The sequence below is a fragment of the Arcobacter cryaerophilus gv. crypticus genome (genome assembly GCF_002993025.1).
In the GTDB taxonomy this organism is placed as follows: Bacteria; Campylobacterota; Campylobacteria; order Campylobacterales; family Arcobacteraceae; genus Aliarcobacter; species Aliarcobacter cryaerophilus_B.
In genome coordinates this window covers 54,949-77,196 of record NZ_NXGI01000010.1, presented here as the reverse complement: position 1 = coordinate 77,196, position 22,248 = coordinate 54,949, and the positions used below count along the sequence as shown (strand labels likewise).

The 22,248-nt window shown below is 27.0% G+C and carries 25 protein-coding genes; 16 read left to right on the top strand and 9 right to left on the bottom strand.

What is annotated here, in order from left to right:
* The first annotated feature begins 23 nt into the window (after positions 1 to 23).
* Positions 24 to 218, top strand: a complete 195-nt coding sequence (locus CJ670_RS05615) for a YgaP family membrane protein (protein WP_105911893.1) — start codon at positions 24 to 26, stop codon at positions 216 to 218.
* Between the two features lie 24 nt (positions 219 to 242).
* On the opposite strand, the gene CJ670_RS05610 is transcribed toward CJ670_RS05615, so the two are convergent.
* Positions 243 to 1,541 carry a M99 family carboxypeptidase catalytic domain-containing protein gene (locus CJ670_RS05610; protein WP_105939197.1) on the bottom strand — a complete coding sequence of 433 codons (1,299 nt, stop codon included), beginning with the start codon at positions 1,539 to 1,541 and terminating at the stop codon, positions 243 to 245.
* 166 nt (positions 1,542 to 1,707) lie between these two features.
* Between CJ670_RS05610 and CJ670_RS05605 the strand changes: the two genes are divergently transcribed.
* Positions 1,708 to 3,408, top strand: a complete 1,701-nt coding sequence (locus tag CJ670_RS05605; RefSeq protein WP_228154210.1) for a protein adenylyltransferase SelO family protein — start codon at positions 1,708 to 1,710, stop codon at positions 3,406 to 3,408.
* A gap of 12 nt (positions 3,409 to 3,420) precedes the next feature.
* Here the strand turns inward: CJ670_RS05605 and CJ670_RS05600 are convergent, their stop codons facing one another.
* From CJ670_RS05600 to CJ670_RS11045, 4 genes are read right to left on the bottom strand one after another with little or no spacing between them, the layout of a single operon-like run.
* On the bottom strand, positions 3,421 to 3,735 hold the full coding sequence (locus CJ670_RS05600) for an HNH endonuclease (protein WP_105939195.1): 315 nt from the start codon (positions 3,733 to 3,735) through the stop codon (positions 3,421 to 3,423).
* Positions 3,736 to 3,783: 48 nt separating this feature from the next.
* A complete protein-coding gene (gene guaA, locus CJ670_RS05595; RefSeq protein WP_105939194.1) occupies positions 3,784 to 5,319 on the bottom strand; it encodes a glutamine-hydrolyzing GMP synthase in 1,536 nt (511 codons plus the stop codon).
* A gap of 53 nt (positions 5,320 to 5,372) precedes the next feature.
* The gene (locus tag CJ670_RS05590) at positions 5,373 to 6,824 is read right to left on the bottom strand and encodes an L-aspartate oxidase (protein WP_105939193.1); all 1,452 of its coding nucleotides are present in this window, start codon (positions 6,822 to 6,824) and stop codon (positions 5,373 to 5,375) included.
* Entirely contained in the window at positions 6,821 to 6,955 is a 135-nt protein-coding gene (locus tag CJ670_RS11045) for a hypothetical protein (protein WP_265735152.1), read from the bottom strand. The genes CJ670_RS05590 and CJ670_RS11045 overlap by 4 nt, the downstream gene beginning before the upstream one ends.
* A gap of 120 nt (positions 6,956 to 7,075) precedes the next feature.
* On the opposite strand from CJ670_RS11045, the gene CJ670_RS05585 reads away from it, so the two are divergent.
* Positions 7,076 to 7,366: a hypothetical protein gene (locus tag CJ670_RS05585; protein WP_228154209.1), complete on the top strand. Its 291-nt coding sequence runs from the start codon at positions 7,076 to 7,078 to the stop codon at positions 7,364 to 7,366.
* 1 nt (position 7,367) lies between these two features.
* On the opposite strand, the gene CJ670_RS05580 is transcribed toward CJ670_RS05585, so the two are convergent.
* The gene (locus CJ670_RS05580) at positions 7,368 to 7,961 is read right to left on the bottom strand and encodes a M48 family metallopeptidase (protein WP_105939192.1); all 594 of its coding nucleotides are present in this window, start codon (positions 7,959 to 7,961) and stop codon (positions 7,368 to 7,370) included.
* Positions 7,962 to 8,043: 82 nt separating this feature from the next.
* On the opposite strand from CJ670_RS05580, the gene CJ670_RS05575 reads away from it, so the two are divergent.
* The 4 genes from CJ670_RS05575 (at position 8,044) to CJ670_RS05560 (ending at position 13,398) form a co-directional block, all read left to right on the top strand.
* Positions 8,044 to 9,210, top strand: coding sequence for a pyridoxal phosphate-dependent aminotransferase (locus CJ670_RS05575; protein ID WP_105939191.1), 1,167 nt, complete (start codon positions 8,044 to 8,046; stop codon positions 9,208 to 9,210).
* A 320-nt stretch (positions 9,211 to 9,530) separates the two neighbouring features.
* Positions 9,531 to 10,697 carry an acyltransferase family protein gene (locus CJ670_RS05570; protein ID WP_228154208.1) on the top strand — a complete coding sequence of 389 codons (1,167 nt, stop codon included), beginning with the start codon at positions 9,531 to 9,533 and terminating at the stop codon, positions 10,695 to 10,697.
* Between the two features lie 133 nt (positions 10,698 to 10,830).
* The gene (locus CJ670_RS05565) at positions 10,831 to 11,739 is read left to right on the top strand and encodes a class I SAM-dependent methyltransferase (RefSeq protein WP_105939190.1); all 909 of its coding nucleotides are present in this window, start codon (positions 10,831 to 10,833) and stop codon (positions 11,737 to 11,739) included.
* Between the two features lie 33 nt (positions 11,740 to 11,772).
* Positions 11,773 to 13,398 (top strand): cation:proton antiporter domain-containing protein, encoded by a 1,626-nt coding sequence (locus CJ670_RS05560; protein ID WP_105939189.1) that lies wholly within the window; start codon positions 11,773 to 11,775, stop codon positions 13,396 to 13,398.
* 29 nt (positions 13,399 to 13,427) lie between these two features.
* Here the strand turns inward: CJ670_RS05560 and CJ670_RS05555 are convergent, their stop codons facing one another.
* Positions 13,428 to 15,926, bottom strand: coding sequence for a glycosyltransferase family 2 protein (locus CJ670_RS05555; protein WP_165785191.1), 2,499 nt, complete (start codon positions 15,924 to 15,926; stop codon positions 13,428 to 13,430).
* Between the two features lie 112 nt (positions 15,927 to 16,038).
* Here CJ670_RS05555 and CJ670_RS05550 point away from each other — a divergent pair, with 112 nt between their 5' ends.
* Genes CJ670_RS05550 through CJ670_RS05530 form a run of 5 tightly spaced genes read left to right on the top strand, consistent with a single transcriptional unit; the run spans position 16,039 to position 18,380 of the window.
* The gene (locus tag CJ670_RS05550) at positions 16,039 to 16,440 is read left to right on the top strand and encodes a disulfide oxidoreductase (protein WP_105911324.1); all 402 of its coding nucleotides are present in this window, start codon (positions 16,039 to 16,041) and stop codon (positions 16,438 to 16,440) included.
* 55 nt (positions 16,441 to 16,495) lie between these two features.
* Positions 16,496 to 17,149 carry a DsbA family protein gene (locus CJ670_RS05545; protein ID WP_105939187.1) on the top strand — a complete coding sequence of 218 codons (654 nt, stop codon included), beginning with the start codon at positions 16,496 to 16,498 and terminating at the stop codon, positions 17,147 to 17,149.
* On the top strand, positions 17,149 to 17,439 hold the full coding sequence (locus tag CJ670_RS05540; protein ID WP_105939186.1) for a hypothetical protein: 291 nt from the start codon (positions 17,149 to 17,151) through the stop codon (positions 17,437 to 17,439). The genes CJ670_RS05545 and CJ670_RS05540 overlap by 1 nt, the downstream gene beginning before the upstream one ends.
* On the top strand, positions 17,436 to 18,005 hold the full coding sequence (locus CJ670_RS05535) for a TlpA family protein disulfide reductase (protein WP_105939185.1): 570 nt from the start codon (positions 17,436 to 17,438) through the stop codon (positions 18,003 to 18,005). The genes CJ670_RS05540 and CJ670_RS05535 overlap by 4 nt, the downstream gene beginning before the upstream one ends.
* A 15-nt stretch (positions 18,006 to 18,020) precedes the next feature.
* Positions 18,021 to 18,380, top strand: coding sequence for a thiol-disulfide oxidoreductase DCC family protein (locus CJ670_RS05530; RefSeq protein ID WP_105939184.1), 360 nt, complete (start codon positions 18,021 to 18,023; stop codon positions 18,378 to 18,380).
* Positions 18,381 to 18,391: 11 nt separating this feature from the next.
* Here the strand turns inward: CJ670_RS05530 and aat are convergent, their stop codons facing one another.
* Positions 18,392 to 19,057 (bottom strand): leucyl/phenylalanyl-tRNA--protein transferase, encoded by a 666-nt coding sequence (gene aat, locus CJ670_RS05525; protein ID WP_105911319.1) that lies wholly within the window; start codon positions 19,055 to 19,057, stop codon positions 18,392 to 18,394.
* 52 nt (positions 19,058 to 19,109) lie between these two features.
* Here aat and CJ670_RS05520 point away from each other — a divergent pair, with 52 nt between their 5' ends.
* On the top strand, positions 19,110 to 19,778 hold the full coding sequence (locus tag CJ670_RS05520) for a pseudouridine synthase (protein WP_105939183.1): 669 nt from the start codon (positions 19,110 to 19,112) through the stop codon (positions 19,776 to 19,778).
* A gap of 27 nt (positions 19,779 to 19,805) precedes the next feature.
* Here CJ670_RS05520 and CJ670_RS05515 read toward each other — a convergent pair whose 3' ends face one another.
* The gene (locus CJ670_RS05515) at positions 19,806 to 20,435 is read right to left on the bottom strand and encodes an HAD family hydrolase (RefSeq protein ID WP_105939182.1); all 630 of its coding nucleotides are present in this window, start codon (positions 20,433 to 20,435) and stop codon (positions 19,806 to 19,808) included.
* Between the two features lie 298 nt (positions 20,436 to 20,733).
* On the opposite strand from CJ670_RS05515, the gene CJ670_RS05510 reads away from it, so the two are divergent.
* The 3 genes from CJ670_RS05510 (at position 20,734) to CJ670_RS10830 (ending at position 22,248) form a co-directional block, all read left to right on the top strand.
* Positions 20,734 to 21,231, top strand: a complete 498-nt coding sequence (locus CJ670_RS05510) for a hypothetical protein (protein ID WP_105939181.1) — start codon at positions 20,734 to 20,736, stop codon at positions 21,229 to 21,231.
* Positions 21,231 to 21,941, top strand: coding sequence for a sulfite exporter TauE/SafE family protein (locus CJ670_RS05505; RefSeq protein WP_066359182.1), 711 nt, complete (start codon positions 21,231 to 21,233; stop codon positions 21,939 to 21,941). The genes CJ670_RS05510 and CJ670_RS05505 overlap by 1 nt, the downstream gene beginning before the upstream one ends.
* 136 nt (positions 21,942 to 22,077) lie before the next feature.
* Positions 22,078 to 22,248, top strand: a complete 171-nt coding sequence (locus CJ670_RS10830) for a hypothetical protein (RefSeq protein WP_164469546.1) — start codon at positions 22,078 to 22,080, stop codon at positions 22,246 to 22,248.

Below are 22,248 nucleotides of genomic sequence, written 5' to 3'. Positions count from 1 at the left end.
GCTAAATTATAAGGAGTTTAAATATGAATACATTTGATAAAATTAGAGCTTTTTGCAGACCATTTAGAATTGTTGTTGGAATTATTTTAATTATTGCTGGGATTTATACTGGGATTGTTTGGTTTTATTTAGGAATTATTCCATTACTTGCAGGGGTTTTTGACCTTTGTCCACTTTGTAAGTTTAGTGGAAAATGTACACCGAAAAATTTAAAGTAGAGTTATGCTCTACTTTAAAACTTATTAATCTATAAATTTTATTGTAATCATTCCATAAAATATATTGTCATGATAGAACTCAACTCTATAACTTTTGTTAGAATTATCTATTGAAAAGTTACTTACCATATCACTTTTTTTAAGAACTAAACTATCTTCACTATCAGCACCTGATTTACTAAAACCAATAACATTTACTCTAAGTGGAGATTTTAAAACTTTGAAACTTTTTTTAACTTCTAAAATTTCACCAAATTTAGTTTTTATTATATTTCCATCTATTTCTAAATCAACACTGTCAAATGAGCCATTTTTATCAAATATTTGAGAAGATAAAGTAGTTATTAGGTTATTTCCTATATATATTTCATAGTTACCATTTGTAAATTTACTATTTCCTAAAGAGTGTTCAAATTTAAAATTATTTTCACTCTTTTTCATAGGAATAAATCTTAAAATTTTTCTAATATCATTTAAATTAAAAGAGATATTGCTGTTTATTTCAATTTTTCCAAAATCAAAAAGTAACTTTTGTACCTCTTTGTAGTTATTTACATCAAAATTTCTACTAAATTCAATATCCATAATTCTCATAAACTCTTCAATAGATTTTAATTGATAAATTACTTTTTCTGTTAAATCTGTAATATTTTTACTTGTTTCTATTGCAAATGCTGGTTTATTGCTTGTAACTGCAAAAAAAGTCAAAGATAGTTGTTGTTGTTCATCTTTTGCTTTTGTTTCTGTATTTTTCACTCCAAAATAGTGATGGTCTTGAAAAAGTTTATCTTTGTTTAGATTATCTCGTACTGTTGATGCAATCTCATCTAAATTTCCAAATTTTTCCAAAGAGTCTATTTTATCTTGGTCAATAATAGTTGCTTGTCCCCATGCTCTTGGATTAAAAATTGCATTTTCATAGTTTTGTCTATAAAAACCATGTCCATCGTGTAGATTTAAAATTAAATCTACTTTTTTATCCAAAATAAGAGATTTTATCTTTTCGATATTTTTTAAATCTTTATCATCTTTTGAAATAGTACTAAATTTCCTATTCATATCTCCATATATGCCTCTTTGGTTTGCAACCATACTATCTATATTTACACTAGGAGCAATCCAAACACTCCCTTTTTTTATAGTGTAATATTTTTCTAAAAATGCTGGTGCAAAATACCCACCTGGCTCATCACCGTGTATTCCACCAATTATAAGTAAAGTGTGTCCTAATATTTTCCCATCTTTTTTGTAAAGAGTAAAATCTTTATTTGTATTTGCATAAATATTTGATATTAAAAATATAATAAGAAAAAGAAATCTCATATGTCTCCAAGCCTATAAAATTATTAAAAATGGCTCGTATAGTATCTAAAGCTTATTTAGATGAGGATTAAAATTAGTTTTCTTATTTTAAACATTATTAAAAGTATTATTCTTTATTTTATGTTAGAATCTTAGTAAACTAAGATAAAAATGGATAAATATAATAATGAAAAATAATATTAAAAAAAATATAGAAACTTTTAATGAACTAATTAATCTAAGCAATTACTCTTTTATAGAAAACCTAAACAGCGACCCTGATGCAAAAAAAAATGGTGACAATAAATTTTCAAGAGAAGTATTTTGCGGACACTATGTTCTTGTAAGTCCAACTGCTATTAAAGAGCCAACATATATTTCACACAGTAAAAATCTTTTTAAAGAATTGGGTTTTAGTGATAAATTATTAAAGTCAGAAGATTTTATTAAGCTATTCTCAGGAGATATGTCTAGCATCGATAATCTTAAACAAAATAAAGCTTGGGCAACTGGATATGCTTTATCAATCTATGGTCGTGAGTATTATGCACAATGTCCTTTTCAAACAGGAAATGGTTATGGAGATGGAAGAGCAATTTCTGTTTTAGAAGCTTTAATAGATGGTAAAAGATGGGAATTTCAACTAAAAGGTGCTGGAAAAACTCCATATTGTAGAGGTGCTGATGGAAGGGCGGTTTTAAGATCAAGTGTAAGAGAGTTTTTGGCTCAAGAGCATATGCACTCTCTTGGTATTCCAACATCTAGGTCTTTGACTTTATTTACTTCTAAAAAAGAGCAAGTAACTAGACCTTGGTTTAGAGATAACTCCTATTCAAGGGACCCTGAAGTTATGATAGAAGAAGATGTTGCAATAACAACAAGAGTTGCATCATCTTTTTTGCGTGTTGGTCAAATTGAACTTTTTGCTAGACGTGCTAGAAAAAATGAGCATAAAGATGCTTTAAAAGAGTTAGAGATGATAGTTTTACACCTAATTAATAGAGAATATAGCGAAGTAATCAATCAAAATTTAAGCCTAGAAGAAAAGATAATATTACTTGCAATTGAGTTTCAAAATAGGCTTACATCAATGGTTGCTAACTGGATTAAAGTTGGATATTGTCAAGGAAATTTCAATAGTGACAACTGTGCAGCTGGAGGATTTATACTTGATTATGGTCCATTTGGATTTATAGAGATGTTTGAGCCAAAATATCAATCTTGGACAGGTGGAGGAGTGCACTTTTCATTTTTTAATCAGCCAGTTGCTGCTTTTAAAAACTTCAAATCATTTTGTAGTGCTTTAAAACCACTACTTATTTCAAATAAAGAGGCTTTAGAAGAGCTAGAAAAAATCGAAAATAACTTTAATAAAGTTATGGAAGAGAAGATGCAAAATATGTGGGCTAGTAAGTTGGGTTTAGAAAAGTTTGATTATGAACTTTTTGATGAGCTTATAAATCTTATGATAGATACAAAAGTTGACTACACAATATTTTTTAGAGAGTTATCAAATATTCCAGATGATATTAGTAGTTTTAAAAAAAGTTTTTATGGAAGTTTAAAAGATGAAAATATCAAATTAAGATGGAATAGGTGGCTTGAGAGTTGGAAATCACAGATAAATGTAAATAATGAAGAGTCTAAGCAAAAACTATCAAATCAAATGAAACTAACTAATCCAAAATATATTTTAAGAGAATGGCATTTGGTTTGGGCATATCAAGAAGCACAAAACGGAAATTATGAACCAGCAAATGAACTACAAGAGATAATGACAAATCCATATATTGAGCAAACAAAAGAGATAGAAGAGAAATATTATATTAAAAAACCATCAGATTTTTTTGGAATAGCTGGTATATCGCATGTTAGTTGTTCGTCTTAATAATAGTCGATTTTATTGACCATTGTTTATAGCATCTTTTACAACTTGAGCTACAGTTTCAAAAGTAATATTTTTTTCTTTGCAATATTTTGAATTAAGCCAAAAAGAGAGTTGTTTTTGTCCTTTGCTTGCATTACAAGAACAACAACATAAAGCAATATTTTCTCTAGTAATTATTTTGGCATCATTAATTATATGCTCCCAGCTTGCAGCTGTTTTTTTAGATATTTTTGCTTTAGTAAATGGCACACTACAATAAATACAAACTTTATCTCTTTGTCTAATTTCTTGTTCTAAAAAAGAAGGTATATTCCAATTATTTGCCATTGATTTTCTTATTTGACGCAGTATCAAGTTAAAAGATACTGCTATATATTATTCCCACTCAATAGTTGCTGGTGGTTTTGATGAAATATCATAAACTACTCTATTTATTCCATCAACTTCATTTATAATTCTTCTTGAAATAGTCTCTAAAATTTCGTGAGGAATGTGTGCAAAAGTTGCTGTCATACCATCTGTTGCATCTACTATTCTTACACAAACAGTGTTGTCATAAGTTCTATTATCACCCATAACTCCAACAGATTTTACATTTAATAATACTGTAAATGCTTGCCATGTTTTTTCATAATATCCAGTTGAGTGTAGAACATCTAATAAAATAACATCTGCTTTTCTTAATAAATCTAAGTCAGGTTTGTTTACATCTCCCATAACTCTAATAGCAAGACCAGGCCCAGGGAATGGATGTCTATTTATCATCATTTTAGGAAGTCCAAGCTCAAGTCCAAGCTCTCTTACTTCATCTTTAAAAATCTCTCTTAAAGGCTCAACTAGTTCAAATTTCATCCAATCAGGAAGTCCACCAACATTGTGATGAGATTTTATAGTTTTTGAAGGACCTTTAACTGAAACAGATTCAATAACATCTGTATAAAGTGTTCCTTGAGCTAAAAACTCAACACCTTCGTGTTTTTTTGCCTCTTTATCAAATACTTCAATAAATGTTTCACCAATTATTTTTCTTTTTGTTTCAGGATCAGTAACACCTGCAAGTTTTGTTAAAAATTGCTCACTTGCATCAATAGTTATTAAATCAATACCTCGACCTTTAAAAATAGTCTCAACTTGTTCTCTTTCATTTGCTCTTAAAAGTCCATTATCAACAAATACAGGAATAACTTGATTTCCAATTGCTTCAAAAAGAAGAGTTGCTACAACAGAGCTATCCACTCCACCTGAAACAGCACATAGAACTTTTTTATCTCCAACTTGTTTTTTAACTCTTGCTATTTGCTCTTTTGCAAAAGAACCCATATTCCAAGTGCTTTCACACCCACAAATATATTTTGCAAAGTTTTTAAGAAGTTTGCTTCCGCATTCTGAATGATAAACTTCAGGATGAAATTGGAAAGCATAAATATTTCTATTTGTATCAGCAATAGCTGCATAAGGAGAGTTTTCACTAATTGCTATTTTCTCAAATCCAGATGGAATTGATTCAACTTTATCTCCATGGCTCATCCAAACAATTTGACCATTTTGTGTATCTTTGAAAATTTCATTTTCTACAATAATATCTAGTTTTGCTTTTCCATATTCATGACTTGTTGCTGGAATTACACTTCCACCAAAGTATTGAGCAATTAGTTGCATTCCATAACAAATTCCCAAAATTGGAAGTCCTAAATCAAAGATTGTAGAATCAGGGTGATATGAATCGCTAGCATAAACAGAAGCTGGACCACCTGAAAGTATAATCCCTTTTGGAGTTCTTGCCATAATATCTTCAATTGATTCATTGTATGGAACTATTTCAGAGTAAACTCCGCTTTCTCTTAGTTTTCTTGCAATTATTTGTGTATATTGACTACCAAAATCTAATACAACTATTGGTACATGCTTCATATATTTAACCTTTCTTCTATATTTTAATCGAATATTTTATCTAAAAACTCTTTTTAATCTTCTTTTATAAAATGTGCACCTAAAGATTTTTCTCTAAGAAGACAAGCTTTTAATATAGTTTTTGCTGTTAAAAGCCTAAGATACAACAATCTTCCAACATCAAGTAATAAATAACTCTCTATTTTGTTTAAAGCATCTTTTATCTCTTCTTTTGTTCTCACAATTCCAGCAGATTCCCACATAGTTCTTCTTAAATCATCTTTTATATCTTTATCAATCTCTTTGTTTCTTATGTACTTTTTTATCTCTTTTTTATAGTTTTGTTTATCTATTTTAAAATCTACTTCTAAAGATTTATTAACTGCAATTCTTGAAAAAACAAGACCTTCTAAAAGTGAATTTGAAGCAAGTCTATTTGCTCCATGAACTCCATTACAAGCTACTTCACCAATAGCATAAAGATTTTTAAAGTTTTTTACTAATCCATTTAAAGAAACTTCTATTCCACCCATACAGTAGTGAAAAGCAGGGCTTATTGGAACATTTTCAAATGGAAGTTCGTATCCCAAATCTTTTATGTTTTCATAAATATTTGGAAATCTTTGTTTAAATGCTTTTTTCTCAAAATTTTTAAAAGATAAAAATATACCCAAACCTGTTTTTTTGTTGTAGTCAAAAATTGCACGGCTTACAATATCTCTAGGAGCTAACTCCCCACTAGGATGATAATCAAAGAGAAATCTGTTACCATTTTCATCTACAACAAATGCACCTTCACCTCTTAATGCTTCACTTAAAAGTGGTTTTCTAGCAAAAGATGTTCCTTTTAATACTGTTGGATGAAACTGTGTCATTTCCATATCTTTTAAAGAAATGTTTTTTTCAGCAATAATCCCATGAATTTCACCAGCATTTGCAGTTGAATTTGTGTGATATTTGTATAAAGAACCAACTCCACCACTTGCTATAATTGTATTGTGTGCAAAAGCTACTTTTTGTTCATATTCGCTAGTAAAATATTGAACTCCATAACAAATATCATCTTGTATTAATAAATCACAAACTACAGCTTGAGTTACTATTTCGTGAGAACAATGTTCTAGTAAAAATAGATGAATCTCTCTTCCAGTTGCATCACCTTGAGCATGTAATATTCTATTTCTACTATGTGCTGCTTCTTTTGTGTATGCTAAATTTCCATCTACATTTTTATCAAAAATCATACCAGCTTCTATAATTTCTTTTATTGTAGGAATTGATTCATTGCTTAAAAGCTCAACTGCTTCAAGGTTGTTATAATTAGCACCTGCTTCTAAAGTATCTTTTATATGAGTTGGTATATCACTTTTATCAACAGCACTAGCAATTCCACCTTGAGCCCAAAAAGTGTTTGAATTCCATGTCGACATTTTGCATAAAATCAGAACTCTTTTGTTTTTTGGTAGAAGTCTAGCAGCATTAAGTCCTGCTATTCCAGCTCCAACTATAATATAATCATATATCATTGTTGTTGTGTTGTTTCTTGTTTGTCGCTTGGTTTGTAAACTGGATTAGCTTTAAAACCGCAACCACTAAAACTAAATAAAACTCCTGCTATAATAAAAGCATGAAAAATATTAACGAAATTCTTAATCATATTACAAATAATCCCTCTTATGATAAATTAAATATCTTTTTAGAAATAAAAAGATTTGTAAATATACTACCTTTAAAATTAAAAAGTGGCATAAAGTTTGTTTATATAAAAAATCAAACTATGCATTTTGTGTTAACACACCAACTTTTCAAAGTTGAATTCGAACACAACAAAGATACACTAAAAGCTCTTTTAAAAATGGCAGATATAAAAGATGTTTCAAATTTTGTTTTTTTTGTATCAAATAGTGTTGATAATTTACTTAGAAAAAACAATCAAATTATAGATGAAAAATATACAGAAAAAAGTGTTGGAATTTTTGAAAATAGGGCAAAAGATGAAAGATTATTTAAAAAATTTGAAGATATAAGAGATATTATAAAAAATTCAAATAATCAAAGTAATGTCTAAATTATAAAAGAGTTTTAAATATTTTTTCTATCTCTTTATAATTTGGAGAGTATTTCTCAACTAAGTCCCAAAATCTTTTTGAATGGTTTTTATGTTTTATATGAGCTAGTTCGTGAATAACAATATATTCCATAATATAAAGTGGAAATTTCATAAGCAAGATATTAAAGTTTAGCTCATTTTTATAGTTACAAGAACCCCAAGTTCTTTTATTTTTTCTATAAGAGATTTTTGTTGGAAATAGTTGCATTAAATTTGAATATTTTTCAATAAAAGTAGAAATAAAACTATCAATCTCTTTTTTATAAAAACTATCAAGATTTTTTATAGAAAAATCAGTTAAAAGTCTTTTTTCTCCCAAATATAAAAAATAACCATCTTCTAGTGTTTTATTTTCAACTTTTTTTATATTTTCTATTATCCAATCTTTTTTTCTATCTATCAAATCTTTTGCATCATAAATTGTAAAATATCTATTTGCTTTTATTTGTAATAAATCTTTTCTCAAAATTCTTAAATAGCAATGTTTTATATGCTTTTTATTATGTAATTCAACACTTATTACACTATTATTCAAATTAATTTCAAAATTCAAAAAAAACCTTTAAGTAAAATTTAGATAAAATCCGCCCAATTATACCATAAGTGTAATGATAATTTAATTGAGGAAAACTATTATGAAAATTGCAAATAGAATGGAGAAATTAGCTCCTTCACTTACTTTATCTATAACAGCTTTAGCAAATGATTTAAAAGCTGCTGGTAAAGATATTCTAAGTTTTAGTGCAGGAGAACCTGATTTTGATACGCCACAAGTTGTAAAAGATGCAGCTATTAAAGCAATAAATGAAGGAAAAACTAAATATACAGCAGTTGAGGGTATTAAAGAAACTAAACAAGCAATTATTAATAAGTTAAAGAAAGACCACAATTTAGATTATACGCTAGATAAAATTGTAATAAGTAATGGAGCTAAACACTCTTTATTTAATCTAGCTCAAGCACTAATTGATGAAGGTGATGAAGTTATAATTCCTAGTCCATATTGGGTTACATATCCTGAATTAGTTGTTTACAGTGGTGGAGTTCCTGTATTTATTGAGACAGATGAGAGTACGGAATTTAAAATTACAGCAAAACAATTAAAAGAGAAAATTACACCAAAAACAAAGATTTTAATGTTGAATTCTCCTTCAAATCCAACTGGTTCAATTTATTCAAAAGATGAATTATTGGCTATTGGTGAAGTTTTAAAAGGTACAAATATTGTAGTTTTATCAGATGAAATGTATGAAAAACTAATATATAAAGGTAAAAAATTCACTGCAACTGCTGAAGTTAGCGAAGATATGTATAATAGAACAGTTACAATAAATGGTCTAAGTAAATCTGTTGCAATGACTGGTTGGAGATTTGGATATGTTGCATGTCCAAATTCTACACTTGCAAAAGCTATGTCAAAACTTCAAGGGCAAGTTACATCAAATGTAAATTCTATGACTCAATATGCCGCAATTGTAGCTTTAGAAGGTGAAGCAGATAAAGATATTGAGATGATGAGAGTTGAGTTTGAGAAAAGAAAAAATTATGCAGTAGAAGCTATAAATAATATTCCTAAACTATCTTGTTATGACCCAGATGGTGCTTTTTATCTATTTATAAATATTAAAAAATATTCAAATGACTCTATGAAATTTTGTGCTGATTTACTGGAAAGTAAAGGAGTTGCACTTGTTCCTGGGCTTGCTTTTGGAATGGAAGGATATGTTAGATTATCTTTTGCTACAAGTATGAAAGCTATAGAAGATGGAATAAATAGAATCAAAGAGTTTGTAGAAAAATAATTTTAAAATTAAACCTAATTTTGATACAATAATTTATAATCTAAATTAGGGAATGCTTATGAATTATCTAAAAATACTCGGAAGTAGTGGCAATAAATCAAAGAATTTTGGTACTACTTCTTTTCAAATCTCAAATGACACTACTAAAGCCTATAAAATAAATCATATTTTTTTAACACAGGCTCTCATTGTTCTTTAAATAAATAAAAAGAATAATTTATTAACTTTTTATTAATTTAAGATTAGGTAAAATCCGCACAATTTTAAAAAAGGTATTAAATCTTTTGTTAATTTAAAATTTATTAGGGGGAATTTATAAAATGATGGGTCCTATTACACTTGCAAATGATGTTGTATCATTTACTAGTCTTCAGTTATCTACTTTTGTTGTTATTGCTTTTGCAATATTGGTTTTGTTTACTACTTTAAAACAATCAACTCATAGTGATGTTTTTCCAATTTCTGTTACAAATGAGCTAAAAGGTCTTGGAATTTTAACAGTTGTGTTTGCTCACTTCGCATATATGAAAGTTACAAATGCTGAATTCTTATTTCCACTTTCTATAATTGCTGGAGTTGGAGTTGATTTATTCTTATTTATGTCAGGATTTGGTCTTACAGTAGGAATGCTTAAAAGACCTATGAAGACAGTTGATTTTTATAAAAAAAGAGTTATAAAAATCTTTATTCCATTTTGGATTGCTTTAATTATTATGTTTATCGCAGATGCAATATTTATGGATAAAACTTACTCTGTAGGATATATTATAAAATCTATGCTAGGATTTTTCCCAACAGCAGATGGTTTTGGTGATGTAAACTCTCCATTTTGGTATATTACATGGATGATTATGTTTTATCTTTTGTATCCATTGGTATTTTTTAAAGATAAGCCATGGTTAAGCGCAATTATTTTAGCAGTTATTGCTACAATTATTGGAACTTTTAATATCTTTGATTTAGGAAGTAACTGGCTTCATAGACTTCATACTGTTGCTTTTTCTATGGGTATTCTTTTAGCTTGGCTTTTACAAGTAAAAGAGGGTGAAAAAAATAGATTTATAGAATATATTAAAGATTTCAGAGACAACTCTAAAGATATGAAATATATTATTATTTTTATTATGTTTGCTATTGTATTTTATGTATCACAAAGAACAGGTGCTGGTTCATGGCCTGCTTTAACTGCTATTTTAGGTGAAGGTTTTTTTGTAGAACAAATAATGTCAATTGTAATAATGCTAGCATTTACAGTGATTTTTATACTTAAAAAAGTTGATAGTAAATTTTTAACTATGTATGGAGTTTACTCTTATGAAGTTTATTTAATTCACTGGCCACTAATGGCAAAATATGATATTTTCTTTGTATATCTTCCAGCTTGGGCTGCTGTTATTGCTTGGTTGGTTGCATTTATTTTAGTAAGTATGATTCTTCAAAGACTAGTAACTCCTGTTAGTAATTTTGTAGATAAAATTACTAAATAAAAATATATAAAAAAGTAGGCTTTATAGCTTACTTTTTACTTTTTGAAAATTACAAAATATATAATTCTTAGTGTAATAAAAATAAAAAATACAATTTCAATAATATTTTTAAAATATTAAATATAGAGGTCAAATGATTATAGAAGATTTAAAAAATATTATAGAGAAAAATTTGGAAAATAGAACAAATGAAGTAAAAAGAGTTTTTCATGGTCGTGGGAACTTTTATGATAATTTTTCATATTTAAGTGTTGATAGTTTTGATAATACTCTCTTTGCAACTTTTTTTGAAGAGAGTTTTGATGAAAAAGAAATTATAAATAATTTAGAAATTATTTCAAAAAATAGTGCTTTTACGAATTTTATTATTCAAAGAAAATATAAAGAAAAAGATTTTTATGAAGTTATTTATGGAGAGATTGTAGAAGATTTTTTTGTAGTTGAAAATGGATTAAAATATAAAATAGATTTTAAAAATCGAAATATTGGTTTATTTTTAGATATGAAAAAAGGTAGAGAGTATATAAAATCTATTTGCAAAGATAAAAACGTTTTAAATCTTTTCTCATATACTTGTGCTTTTAGCGTAGTTTGTATAAGTGGTAAAGCTTCAAGTGTAATAAATATTGATATGTCAAAAGCTAGTTTATCTATTGGGCGAATAAATCATCATATAAATCATTTAGATACAGAAAATGTAAAATTTTTACCACATAATATTTTAAAATCATTTGGTAAAATTAAAAAAATGTCACCTTATGATATTGTTATAATAGATCCTCCATCTTTTCAAAAAGGCTCATTTGTTGCTACTAGTGACTATATTAAGATTATAAAAAAGCTTGATTTGATATTACCAATAGGTGGAATAGTTTTAGCTTGTTTAAATGATCCATTTTTAAGTAGTAATTTTTTAATAGATATATTTAAAGAAGAAGCGCCAAATTTTGAGTTTTTAGAAAAATTAGAAAATGTAGATGAATTTTTAGTAGAAAGTGAAGAAAAAGCTCTTAAAAATCTAATTTTTTTTAAAAAAAACTGATATAATCCAACATTTTTAAAGAAAGAAATCACAATGGAACACTTCTTATTTACTCTATTTATGGCAATTTTTCTAGCAACTGTCTTAAATATAATTTTAAAAAAATTAGGTATTTCACAAATTATAGGTTATATATTAACTGGAATTATAATATCTTATGGATTTCATTTTCAAGGTGCTAATATAGCATCATTAGATGCAATAGCAGAATTTGGAATAGTTTTTCTAATGTTTACAATAGGGCTTGAAATAAGCTTTGATAAGATTAGAAAGATGAAAGAGATTCTTTTATTAAATGGTTTTTTACAAGTTCATATTAGTGCATTACTTATTTTTGCTGTTACTCACTTTATTTTTGATTTATCAATAGAAATTTCAATAATAATTGCTTTTGCATTTTCTCTATCTTCAACTGCAATTGTTTTGCCTTATTTAAAATCTTCAAAAGATATTTATACTCCTTATGGTGAAAGAACAACTGCTATTTTAATCTATCAAGATTTAGCAGTTATTCCAATTTTACTTTTGATTTCATTTTTGACAAATGATAATTTATCTATTGGGCAAGTTATTTTGAATACTTTTATATCAGCTGCTGTTATTACAGTATTTATGTTCTTTTTTGGGAAAAGAATAATAGATTGGTTGCTTCAATTTTCATCAAATACAAGACTTGAAGAGCTATTTATTGGAGCTGTTTTCTCAATTGTTATTGGTGCATCTTTATTGGCTGAATATTTAGGATTTACATACTCTTTGGGAGCTTTTTTGGCTGGAATGATTATTGCTGATACAAAATTTAGAATAAAAGTTGAATCAGATATTTCAAATTTCAAAGATTTACTTTTAGGGACATTCTTTTTTACAGTTGGAACAAAAATAGATATTTTATACTTTTTAAATAATATCCATATAGTAATAGGTCTATTTTTATTAGTAATGATAATAAAAGCCTTGGTTGTATTTTTAATTATTAGAAGAAAATCAGACAAAAATACATCTGTAAAATCAGCAATTGCACTTTGCCAAGTTGGTGAATTCTCTTTTGCTATTTTAACCCTTGCTTCGAGTCAAAATGTTATTCCAGTTGAAACTGCAAATTTTTTGGTTTTGATTTCTGTTATGTCAATGATTTTAACACCATTTTTATTAAATAATATCTATAAAATATCAAATTTAATTTCAGCTGATATTTATCAATCAGATAATTTAGAGCCTATTAAAGAGACTAATCATATTATAATTTGCGGTTTTTCTATTTTAGGAAGAGTTGTTGCTAGAGATTTATCAGATAGAAATATGCCTTTTGTTATTGTTTCAAATGACCTTAGACAAATTCAAGTTGCTACAAAAATGGGATATAAAGCATATTTTGGTCACTTAGATAAAAAATCAGTTTTGGAAGCTTTAAAAATAGAAGAGAGTTCAAGTGTTATAATAACTATTAATGAAACACATGAAAAAATACTTATATGTGATGCAATACTAAAATATTGTCCAGATACAAATATTATTTTAAAATATGAATCATTAGAAGAAAGACATATTTTAAATGATTTAAAAATTAAAAAATTTGTTCACGCACATGCTGAAATTGGAAGATTATTAGTAGAAGAGGCAACTCATTGTTGTGATTTAAGACTTCATAAATATGATTAAAAAAAGATTTATTTTAAACCAAAAAGCTATTAAGCTTTTTGATTTTTTAAAGAGTAAAGTTCCAATATTCTCATAATAATTGCAGAGATATAAGGAATAGTTTGAATAAATATTGTTGCCGCAAATACATAAATCTCTGTAATCCCAGATTTATTTGTGTAGATTAAAGATACAAATGCAGTTAAAAGTAAAATACATAAAATTGTTTCGTATTTTATTGGGTTAGCACTTTTTTTAGCTTTTCCACCTTTTTCTGTTCTTTTAAATGGTAATCCATCTTTGATAAATCCATCAAATACAGCTTTAAATATTATTAATTGTAAACTCATAGAAGCTATAGAGCTAAGAATAATATCTTTAAAACTAGCTTTTACTTTTGTTCTATAAAGTATAAAAGTATGCAAAATATTTACTATAAACGCTGTAATAATAGGAATAGTAAGAGGAATTGTAGGAATTGTAACACCAACAAAGATAATAACAGGAACCCAAATAATATTCATAACTGCCATAACTGGACCCATAGCATCACTTAACCAGAAAAACCAACCTGTAACAAATTTATTTTTTTGAGCAGGACTTAATTTTTTTGAACTAGGTTTAAACTCTCTCCAGTGTTTCTTAAGAATTTGAATAGCTCCATAAGCCCATCTATGTCTTTGAGTTTTAAATGCTTCAATAGTATCTGGTAAAAGTCCAAATCCATATCTTCTATTTGTATAGTGCGCTATATATCCAGCTTCAAATAGTCTAAGTCCTAATTCACTATCTTCAACAATAGTGTCAGTTCCCCAACCACCAACTTCCATCATAGCACTCAGTCTTACCATTACCATTGTTCCATGAACAACTATTGCATTTTCTTCATTTCTATCAACCATACCAATATCAAAGAAACCTGCATATTCTGCATTCATAGCTTTTTTTATAATACTTTCATCACCATCTCTATGATCTTGTGGAGCTTGAACAATTGCAACTTTTGGGTCATCAAATAGTGGAACCAAATCTACAAGCCAAGGCGATTCAACTTTATAATCAGCATCTATAACTGCAATAATTTGTGCATCTTTTGAAGTATATTCAAGAGCCGTATTTAAAGCTCCAGCTTTAAATCCAGTACATTTAATATCAAGATATTTAAACTTATCTCCTAATTTCTCACAAAGCTCTTTTATTGGGGTTTTATAAAAATCTTCAGGAGTATTATTTATAATAACTAAAACTTCATAGTTTGGATATGTAAGTTTTGATAAACTCTCTAAAGTTTCGGCCAAAACATGAGGTTGTTCTTTGTATGCAGGAACATGAATAGATACAAGCGGTGCATTTTGTGATTTTAAATCAAGAGGAACTAGTCTTGAAGGTTGTATACCAATCGAGCTTCTAAATAGTTCATTTGCTTTTGCTAAAGTTATTATTACAAGAGGAATCATAAGAAAACTTCCCATTCCCCACATAATCCACATTCCAAAGTTCATATAGTTTACAAATGGGTATATCGCAGCCATTACAATACCAAATGCCATACCTTGAGCAGCAATTGCATAAGCAAAAGCATGGCTAATATTTACTCTTTGATTTTTTAATCCAAAAAGTGTCAATAATGCTCCAATAATAATTGCAGCAATCATTTGATAAAACCAATATTGATTTAACTCAACTTCACCAGCTAATTGAAATTTCAATGCTCTAGAAGTTGTGAAAATTCCCCAATATTGCCCAACACTTCCCTCATCATAACCTTTCCAAGGTTGGTCTAAGGCTTCAATTATATTATAATGCCAACCTTTTTCATGAGCTAGATTTACAAAACCTCTTATAGCTTGTGCTTGATTTTTGATACTAGGAATTGCACTATTATTGTTGTACCCATGGCTAGGCCATCCAGTCTCTCCAATAACTATTTTTCTATTTGGAAAAAGTTCTTCAACTAGTGTATATTTTTCAATTATAAATTCGTTGTATCTTTCTATTGGAACTTTTTCCCAATATGGTAAAATATGAATAGTTAAAAAATCAACATGACTAGCTAGTTGCGGATGTTTTTCCCAAATATCCCAAGTTTCTGCAGTTGTTACAGGCTTTTTTGTGTTACTTTTCATAAAATCAATGTAAGCATATAGTTCCAAAGGCTCAAGTTCTTTTCTTAAAAGTACCTCGTTTCCTACTATTACAGATTGAATTCTATTTGGATACTCTTTTAAAATTTCTAATGCTCTTTGTATTTCAAGATTATTCTCTTCTGAATCACCACTTATCCAAAGTCCTAAATCAATAGGAAGATTTGAATCTTTGCTAGAGTTAAGTATTTTATAAGCTTCCAAAGTTCCATAAGTTCTAAGTTTGTTCGTAAAATTTTCAAATAAATTCACATCATAAGCAATTTGTTCACTTGAAAGTAAATTTTTATCGTATCCTCCAAATGGTGAATATGACAATGATTCAATTTTTTCAAATGAATTTTCATTTAGTGTCACTAAGTTATCCCTTGATAACCAAAAAAAGACTTGGAAAAGCCCAGCCATAATAAGCCCTAAGATAATATATCTCAAATAAAATCCTTCTACAAAAAATATGCGAATATTAACATTATTTTGATAGAATAAAACTTATTTGAATTTTAAAAGGATTTTTGTTTTGAATTATATATTTTTTGCTTTTATTATTTCTTTGTTTGCTACATTAGGAAGTCTTTTTTTCTCTGAAATTATGCATTTTGTTCCTTGTAGTTTGTGTTGGTATCAAAGAATTTTTATGTATCCATTAGTTTTTATATTTTTAATTAATTTATTATATCCAGACGATAAAGTTTTTAAATATAGTTTTCCACTTGTAGTTGTTGGTTTGTTTATCTCAATTTATCACAATTTATTGATTTTAAAAATAATTCCTGAAACTCTCTCTCCTTGTGTTAGTGGAGTACCTTGCAGTGTTGATTATCTGAACTATTTTGGATTTATTACTATTCCATTACTCTCTTTTATTGCTTTTTTGACTATTTTTACTCTATTAATAGCTCATAAAAGAAGAGTTTCTTAATCTTTTGTTATCTTTTCTAAGTTAGAGTTTTATAAAAATTTTTAAGGAAAATTAGATGCAAAATAAGGTTTTGGTTTTAGGTTCTTTGGTTTTGGTTTTAGCACTTTTTATTGGATTTTCATTTTTTTATAAAAGTGAGCAAAAAGTTGAGCAAGTAGCTACAAATACAAATATAAATGAGCTACTTTTAAGAGATTACTCTTATAAAATGGGTGATAATCAAAAAAATATTAGTGTTGTTGAGTTTTTAGATCCTGAATGTGAATCATGTGCTATATATTCGGAAGTTGTTAAAAAGTTATATAAAGAGTATTACAAAGATATTCAAATTGTCGTAAAATATTTGGATAATCATAAAAATTCTAGACTAACAATTCAAATGTTAGAAGCAGCAAGAATTCAAGGTAAATACGAAGATGTTTTAAATATGATGTTTGAAAAACACTCATTATGGGCTTCTCACTATGCTTCTGTTGATAAACCAGAGCTTTTATGGCAATTTTTAAAAGAGATTCCTAATTTGGATATTGAGAAGTTAAAAGTTGATATGAATAATCCAAAAATTGATGAAATTATTGCGCAAGATAGAGCTGATGCAACAGCTTTAGGAGTAAGAGGAACGCCAACACTTTTTGTAAATGGAGTTTTATTAAATTCTTTATCACAAAAAGCTTTATTTGATTTAGTAGAAAAAGAGATTTATAAATAATGGAGTATTTAGGAACAACTGTTTTAACTATTATTTTAGTTGTTTTATTTATATATTTTACAAATAAAAATATATTAAAAAAGACACAAAGTAAATTAGACATAATAAATCGATATAAAATTGCTCTTTTAAAAATTTTAAATGAGTCAAAAAATGATAAAGAGTTACAAAGAAATAACAAAATAGAGTTTTTAAAAAGAGTAAATGACGAGCTATCAAGAAATATATTTTTTGAAAAGCATGAAATAAAAGTTATTTTAGAAGAGTTATCAAAAATGGAGAATGAATGAAAAAATTATTAACAACAGTTTTAACTGGATTTCTGTTTTTATTTACAGCTTGTGATAGTAATTCAACTATTGATGCAAAATCACTATCAAAAACAAAAATAGAGGCTGAAAAAAAAGAGTTTGAACCAACTCCTTTTGTTTTATTAACAACAGATGAAAAATTTATTGGATTTAAAACAAGTGAAAATGGACTTGATTTTGATGAGTTTAAAGGTAAAAAAGCAGTTATTGTAGATATTTTTGCAACTTGGTGTCCGCCTTGTATTGAAACAATTCCAAAACTAAGAGAGTTAAAAGATAGATATGCTGATAGTTTAGAGATTGTTTCAGTACTTTTTCAAGATGAAAAAACAGTTGAAGAGATGAAAGAGTTTATTAAAGAGTATCAAATTAACTATCCAATTACAATGGGTGAAGAGAACCAAAAATTAGCAGATGAGCTAGGTGTTACAAAAGTTCCAGAGATGTTTTTATTTTCAAAAAGTGGAAAATTTATACATAAATTTGTAGGAAATGTACCAAAAGAAGAGTTAGAAAAATATCTTAAAATAGCTATGGAGAATTAATCAAAATTAAATTTTATGATTAAGGAAAAAATAATAATATATTACGATAAAGAGTGCCCATTTTGTAATAGTTATGCTGGATATTTGAAGTTAAAAGATGCTTATGAATTGATTTTAAAGAATGCAAGAGAAGATAAAAATATTGATTCAAAATTTGATATTAACAATGGATTTATAGTAAATTTTAAAGATAATTTTTTCCAAGGCCAAAAAGCTTTGGAGTTTTTAAATAGTGTTGTAAATAAAACTACATTTTTGGGAAAACTACATTTTTTATTTAAATATGATAATGTTTTTTCAAGTCTTTTATATAAAATATTATTTATTTTAAGAAAAGTAGTACTTTTTTTGATGCAAAAAAAATCTAAAATCTAAAATTACTCTTTTTAAGATTTTAAGATTTTAAAATACTCTTCTCTGCTTATCTCATAAGCTCCTAAACTTTCTAAATGTTTATTATAAACTTGACAATCAATAATTTTAATATTATTCTCTTTTGCCCAATTACAAAGATAAAAAAATGCTACTTTTGAAGCATCATTTACAAGAGAAAACATACTTTCACCACAAAAAATATCATTTATAACAAGTCCATAAAGCCCACCTACAAGATTTCCATCTAAATAAACTTCAATACTATTTGCAATCTCTAAATTATGCATTAAGCTATATGCTTGTACAAAATTATCATCTATCCATGTGTCATTTTCGTGTTTTCTTTTTACTTTTTGACAATTTTTTATAACATTTTCAAAATTTGTGTTTGATTTTATTTCAAAACCTCTATTTTTTATTGATTTTTTTAGGCTTTTTGATACTTTTAAATCATTTGGATACAAAATCATTCTTTTTTGTGGGCTATACCAATTTATATAGTTGTAATCATCAATAAACCAAGGAAATAAACCATTTTCATAGGCATTAAGCAATCTTTGCGGGTGAAAATCACCACCAATTGCGACTAAATCACCACCCATTTGTTCTAGTTTTGGAAAACTTAAATTTTCATCATCTAAAAGCCAGATTTTTTCTTTTTTATCAAGTAATTTCATTTTGGCATTTTATTTAAAATTATGTTAATATCCAATTTTTAAGAGGTTTAATATGAAAAGAGTAGATGCTTATTTATCAAGTTTGGGATATTGTACTAGAAGTGAAGCTAGAAAGTTTTTAAAAATGAATAGTGTTTTTATAAATGAAAATAGGGTATTTAATCCTAGTTTAAAAGCAAAACATAATGAAATTAAAGTAAATGATGAAAAGCTTGATAGTGAAAAAATAATAATTTTAATGAATAAACCCTCTAATGTTATTTGTTCTCATAATGACTCTGGAAAGCTGATTTATTCACTTCTTCCACAAAGATGGCAAAATAGAAATCCAAAAATTTCAACTATTGGAAGATTGGATATGGACACAACAGGAGCTATTTTATTAACAGATGATGGAGAGTTAAACCATAAGCTTACAAGTCCAAAAAAAGATGTAAAAAAGATATATGAAGTAACTTTACAAAATCCACTAAAAGGTGATGAAAAAGAGATTTTTGCAAGCGGAACAGTAGTTTTAAATGGAGAAGATAAGCCACTAAAACCAGCAAAATTAATAGTTATAAATGATAATTTAGTTCATCTTGAAATTGTTGAAGGAAAATATCATCAAGTAAAAAGAATGTTTGCATATACAAAAAACAAAGTTACAAAACTTCATAGATTGGAATTTGCTGGTTTTAAAGTTGATGATTTGAAAGAGGGCGAGTTTAGAGTTATTTAATATAAATCATAACTCTAACTCCAAATTTTAAGCTTTTAAAAACTCATTTTCAATTTTTTTTCTTAATTCACAAACAGTTTTTAGTGCATCTTCTTTATGGTCTGAAAATCCCCAATTAACTAAAATCCCTTCAATCCCAGCTTTTTTTGCTGCTGCAATATCTTTATTTGAATCGCCAATAAGTTTTGTTTTATCTTTTTTTGTATTATATTTATCAAGTAAAACATTTACCATATCTGGATTTGGTTTAGGTTTAGCAACATCGTTGTATCCTAAAATTGTAGAAAAATATCTCTCTATTTCAAGATGAGATAACATTTTTTTAGCAGCATTTGAATTTGCATTTGTTGCTATACAAAATTTAAAATCATTTTTAAAATCATCAAGAATATCTTTAATTCCATCATAAATTACTAAATCATTCAAACAGTTTTGATTATAATACTCTTCAAAAAGATTTGTTACTAAAGGTGTAAACTCTTTTTGATTATAAAAAAACTCTGCACTATTTATATTTATATCATTTACATGTTCTAAGATAAAATCATGTTCAAATTTTTCAAGCCCTAAATTTTCTCTTACATAATTTACTGTATTTGCAATTGCATGTCCGCTATTTATTAGCGTTCCATCCATATCAAAAATAATCATTCTCATAAAAACCCCTTAAAATGGCTTCAATATTATATAGTTTTTAAATTAGTATGAAGTTAAAAACATTTTTTGTTAAATAAGACAAATTTTATCTTATTTTAATATTTCTTTTATTATAATTCTTTCATAGGATATTTGTATTGAATCCTCCTACAATTAAATACAATTTTTTTATAGTATCCTATACTTTTTTTGAAATGAATTTATATAATATAAGCTTTGCAGTTTTTCCCTCTGCAAAGCTTTTTTTTATGCCAAAAAAGATACAATCACCCCTAAATTTATTATATTTTGGAGACATATGAAGAAAATCTTACCAATATTAACAGTTGTTTTAATAATCGCAATAATTGTAATAATATTTATATCTATGGCAAAAGAGCAAAAAATGGTAGTAATAAAAGAGGGTAATATTTCTCAAACTCCACTTGAAATAATTTTAGGTAAGTATCAAGATAGTGATTGTGGAATGATTATTAATGATTTAACTTTTGCTTCTCAAGTAATTTCACAAGATGGAAAAACTTGGTTTTTTCATGATCATGGTGGAATGGCAAATTGGTTAAATAATAAAAATTTTAAAAATAGTGTTAAAATTTTTGTTATGACTAAAGATACAAATAGATATATAGATGGAAAAACTGCTTTTTATAGTACAAATGAAATAACTCCAATGAGATATGGTTTTGGAGCTTATGAAAACAATCAAGATGGTTTTATAGATTTTGAAGAGATGAGCTTAAGAGTTTTGAGAAAACAGACTTTAGCAAATCCGCAACATAAAGAACATAAACATTAATGGAAACTTTTAGCCTTATTTCAATTATATCAATAGCTCTTCTAGGTTCTTTTGGGCATTGTATTGGAATGTGTGGAGGAATAGTTGTGGCATATTCTAGTACAAAAATAAAAAGTGAATATTCAAAAACTATTCAAAGTGTTGCTCATCTTTTGTACTCTTTTGGAAGAGTTACAACATATACAATTTTAGGGGCTATTTTTGGTTTTATTGGTGGAGTTGTAACTTTCTCAAATACTACAAGTGGAGTTTTTTTATTAATAACTGGTTTTTTGATGGTAATAGTTGGATTTTCACTTTTAGGAAAAATAAAATTTTTAACTATTTTGGAGCATAGTTGTTCAAAATCACCACTTTATCAAAAAACATTCAAAAATCTTTTAACATCTAACTCTTTGTTTAGTTTCTATCTTTTAGGTATGTTAAATGGTCTTTTACCTTGTGGCTTCGTATATGCTTTTGCAATTACAGCTGCAAGTACAGGAAGTGCTTTTTGGGGTGCAGTTGTTATGTTTATTTTTGGTCTTAGTACTATTCCAGCACTATTTTTCTTAGGATTTTTTGTTGGATTTTTTAAACAATCAAATTTAAGAGATATTTTTATAAAAATAGCTTCTATTTTAGTAATTATTTTTGGAATATATATAGCGTACAAAGGTTATGAATATATTATTGACCCAACAAAATCAATACTAAATTGTCATATATAAAATTATTAGGCTTCATTATTGAAGCTCTTTAGAGATTTGCTACTTTAATAATTTTTTTAAAATTATGTTTAAAAGTAGACAAATATGAAAGGTTCCCTTTTTAAATTTGGGAACAAAATTTAAAAAGGAGGAAAAAATGAAAAGATATTTTAGTTTTTTTGGTATTTTAATGGCAACATCAAATGCAAAACTTAATATGTTTTATTCAAAATTTGATAACTATTTAGAAAAATTACCAAATATAAAAAATAGTTTAATAAAAACTGAACTAAAACCAATCAAACAATATTCAACAAATAATTTATAA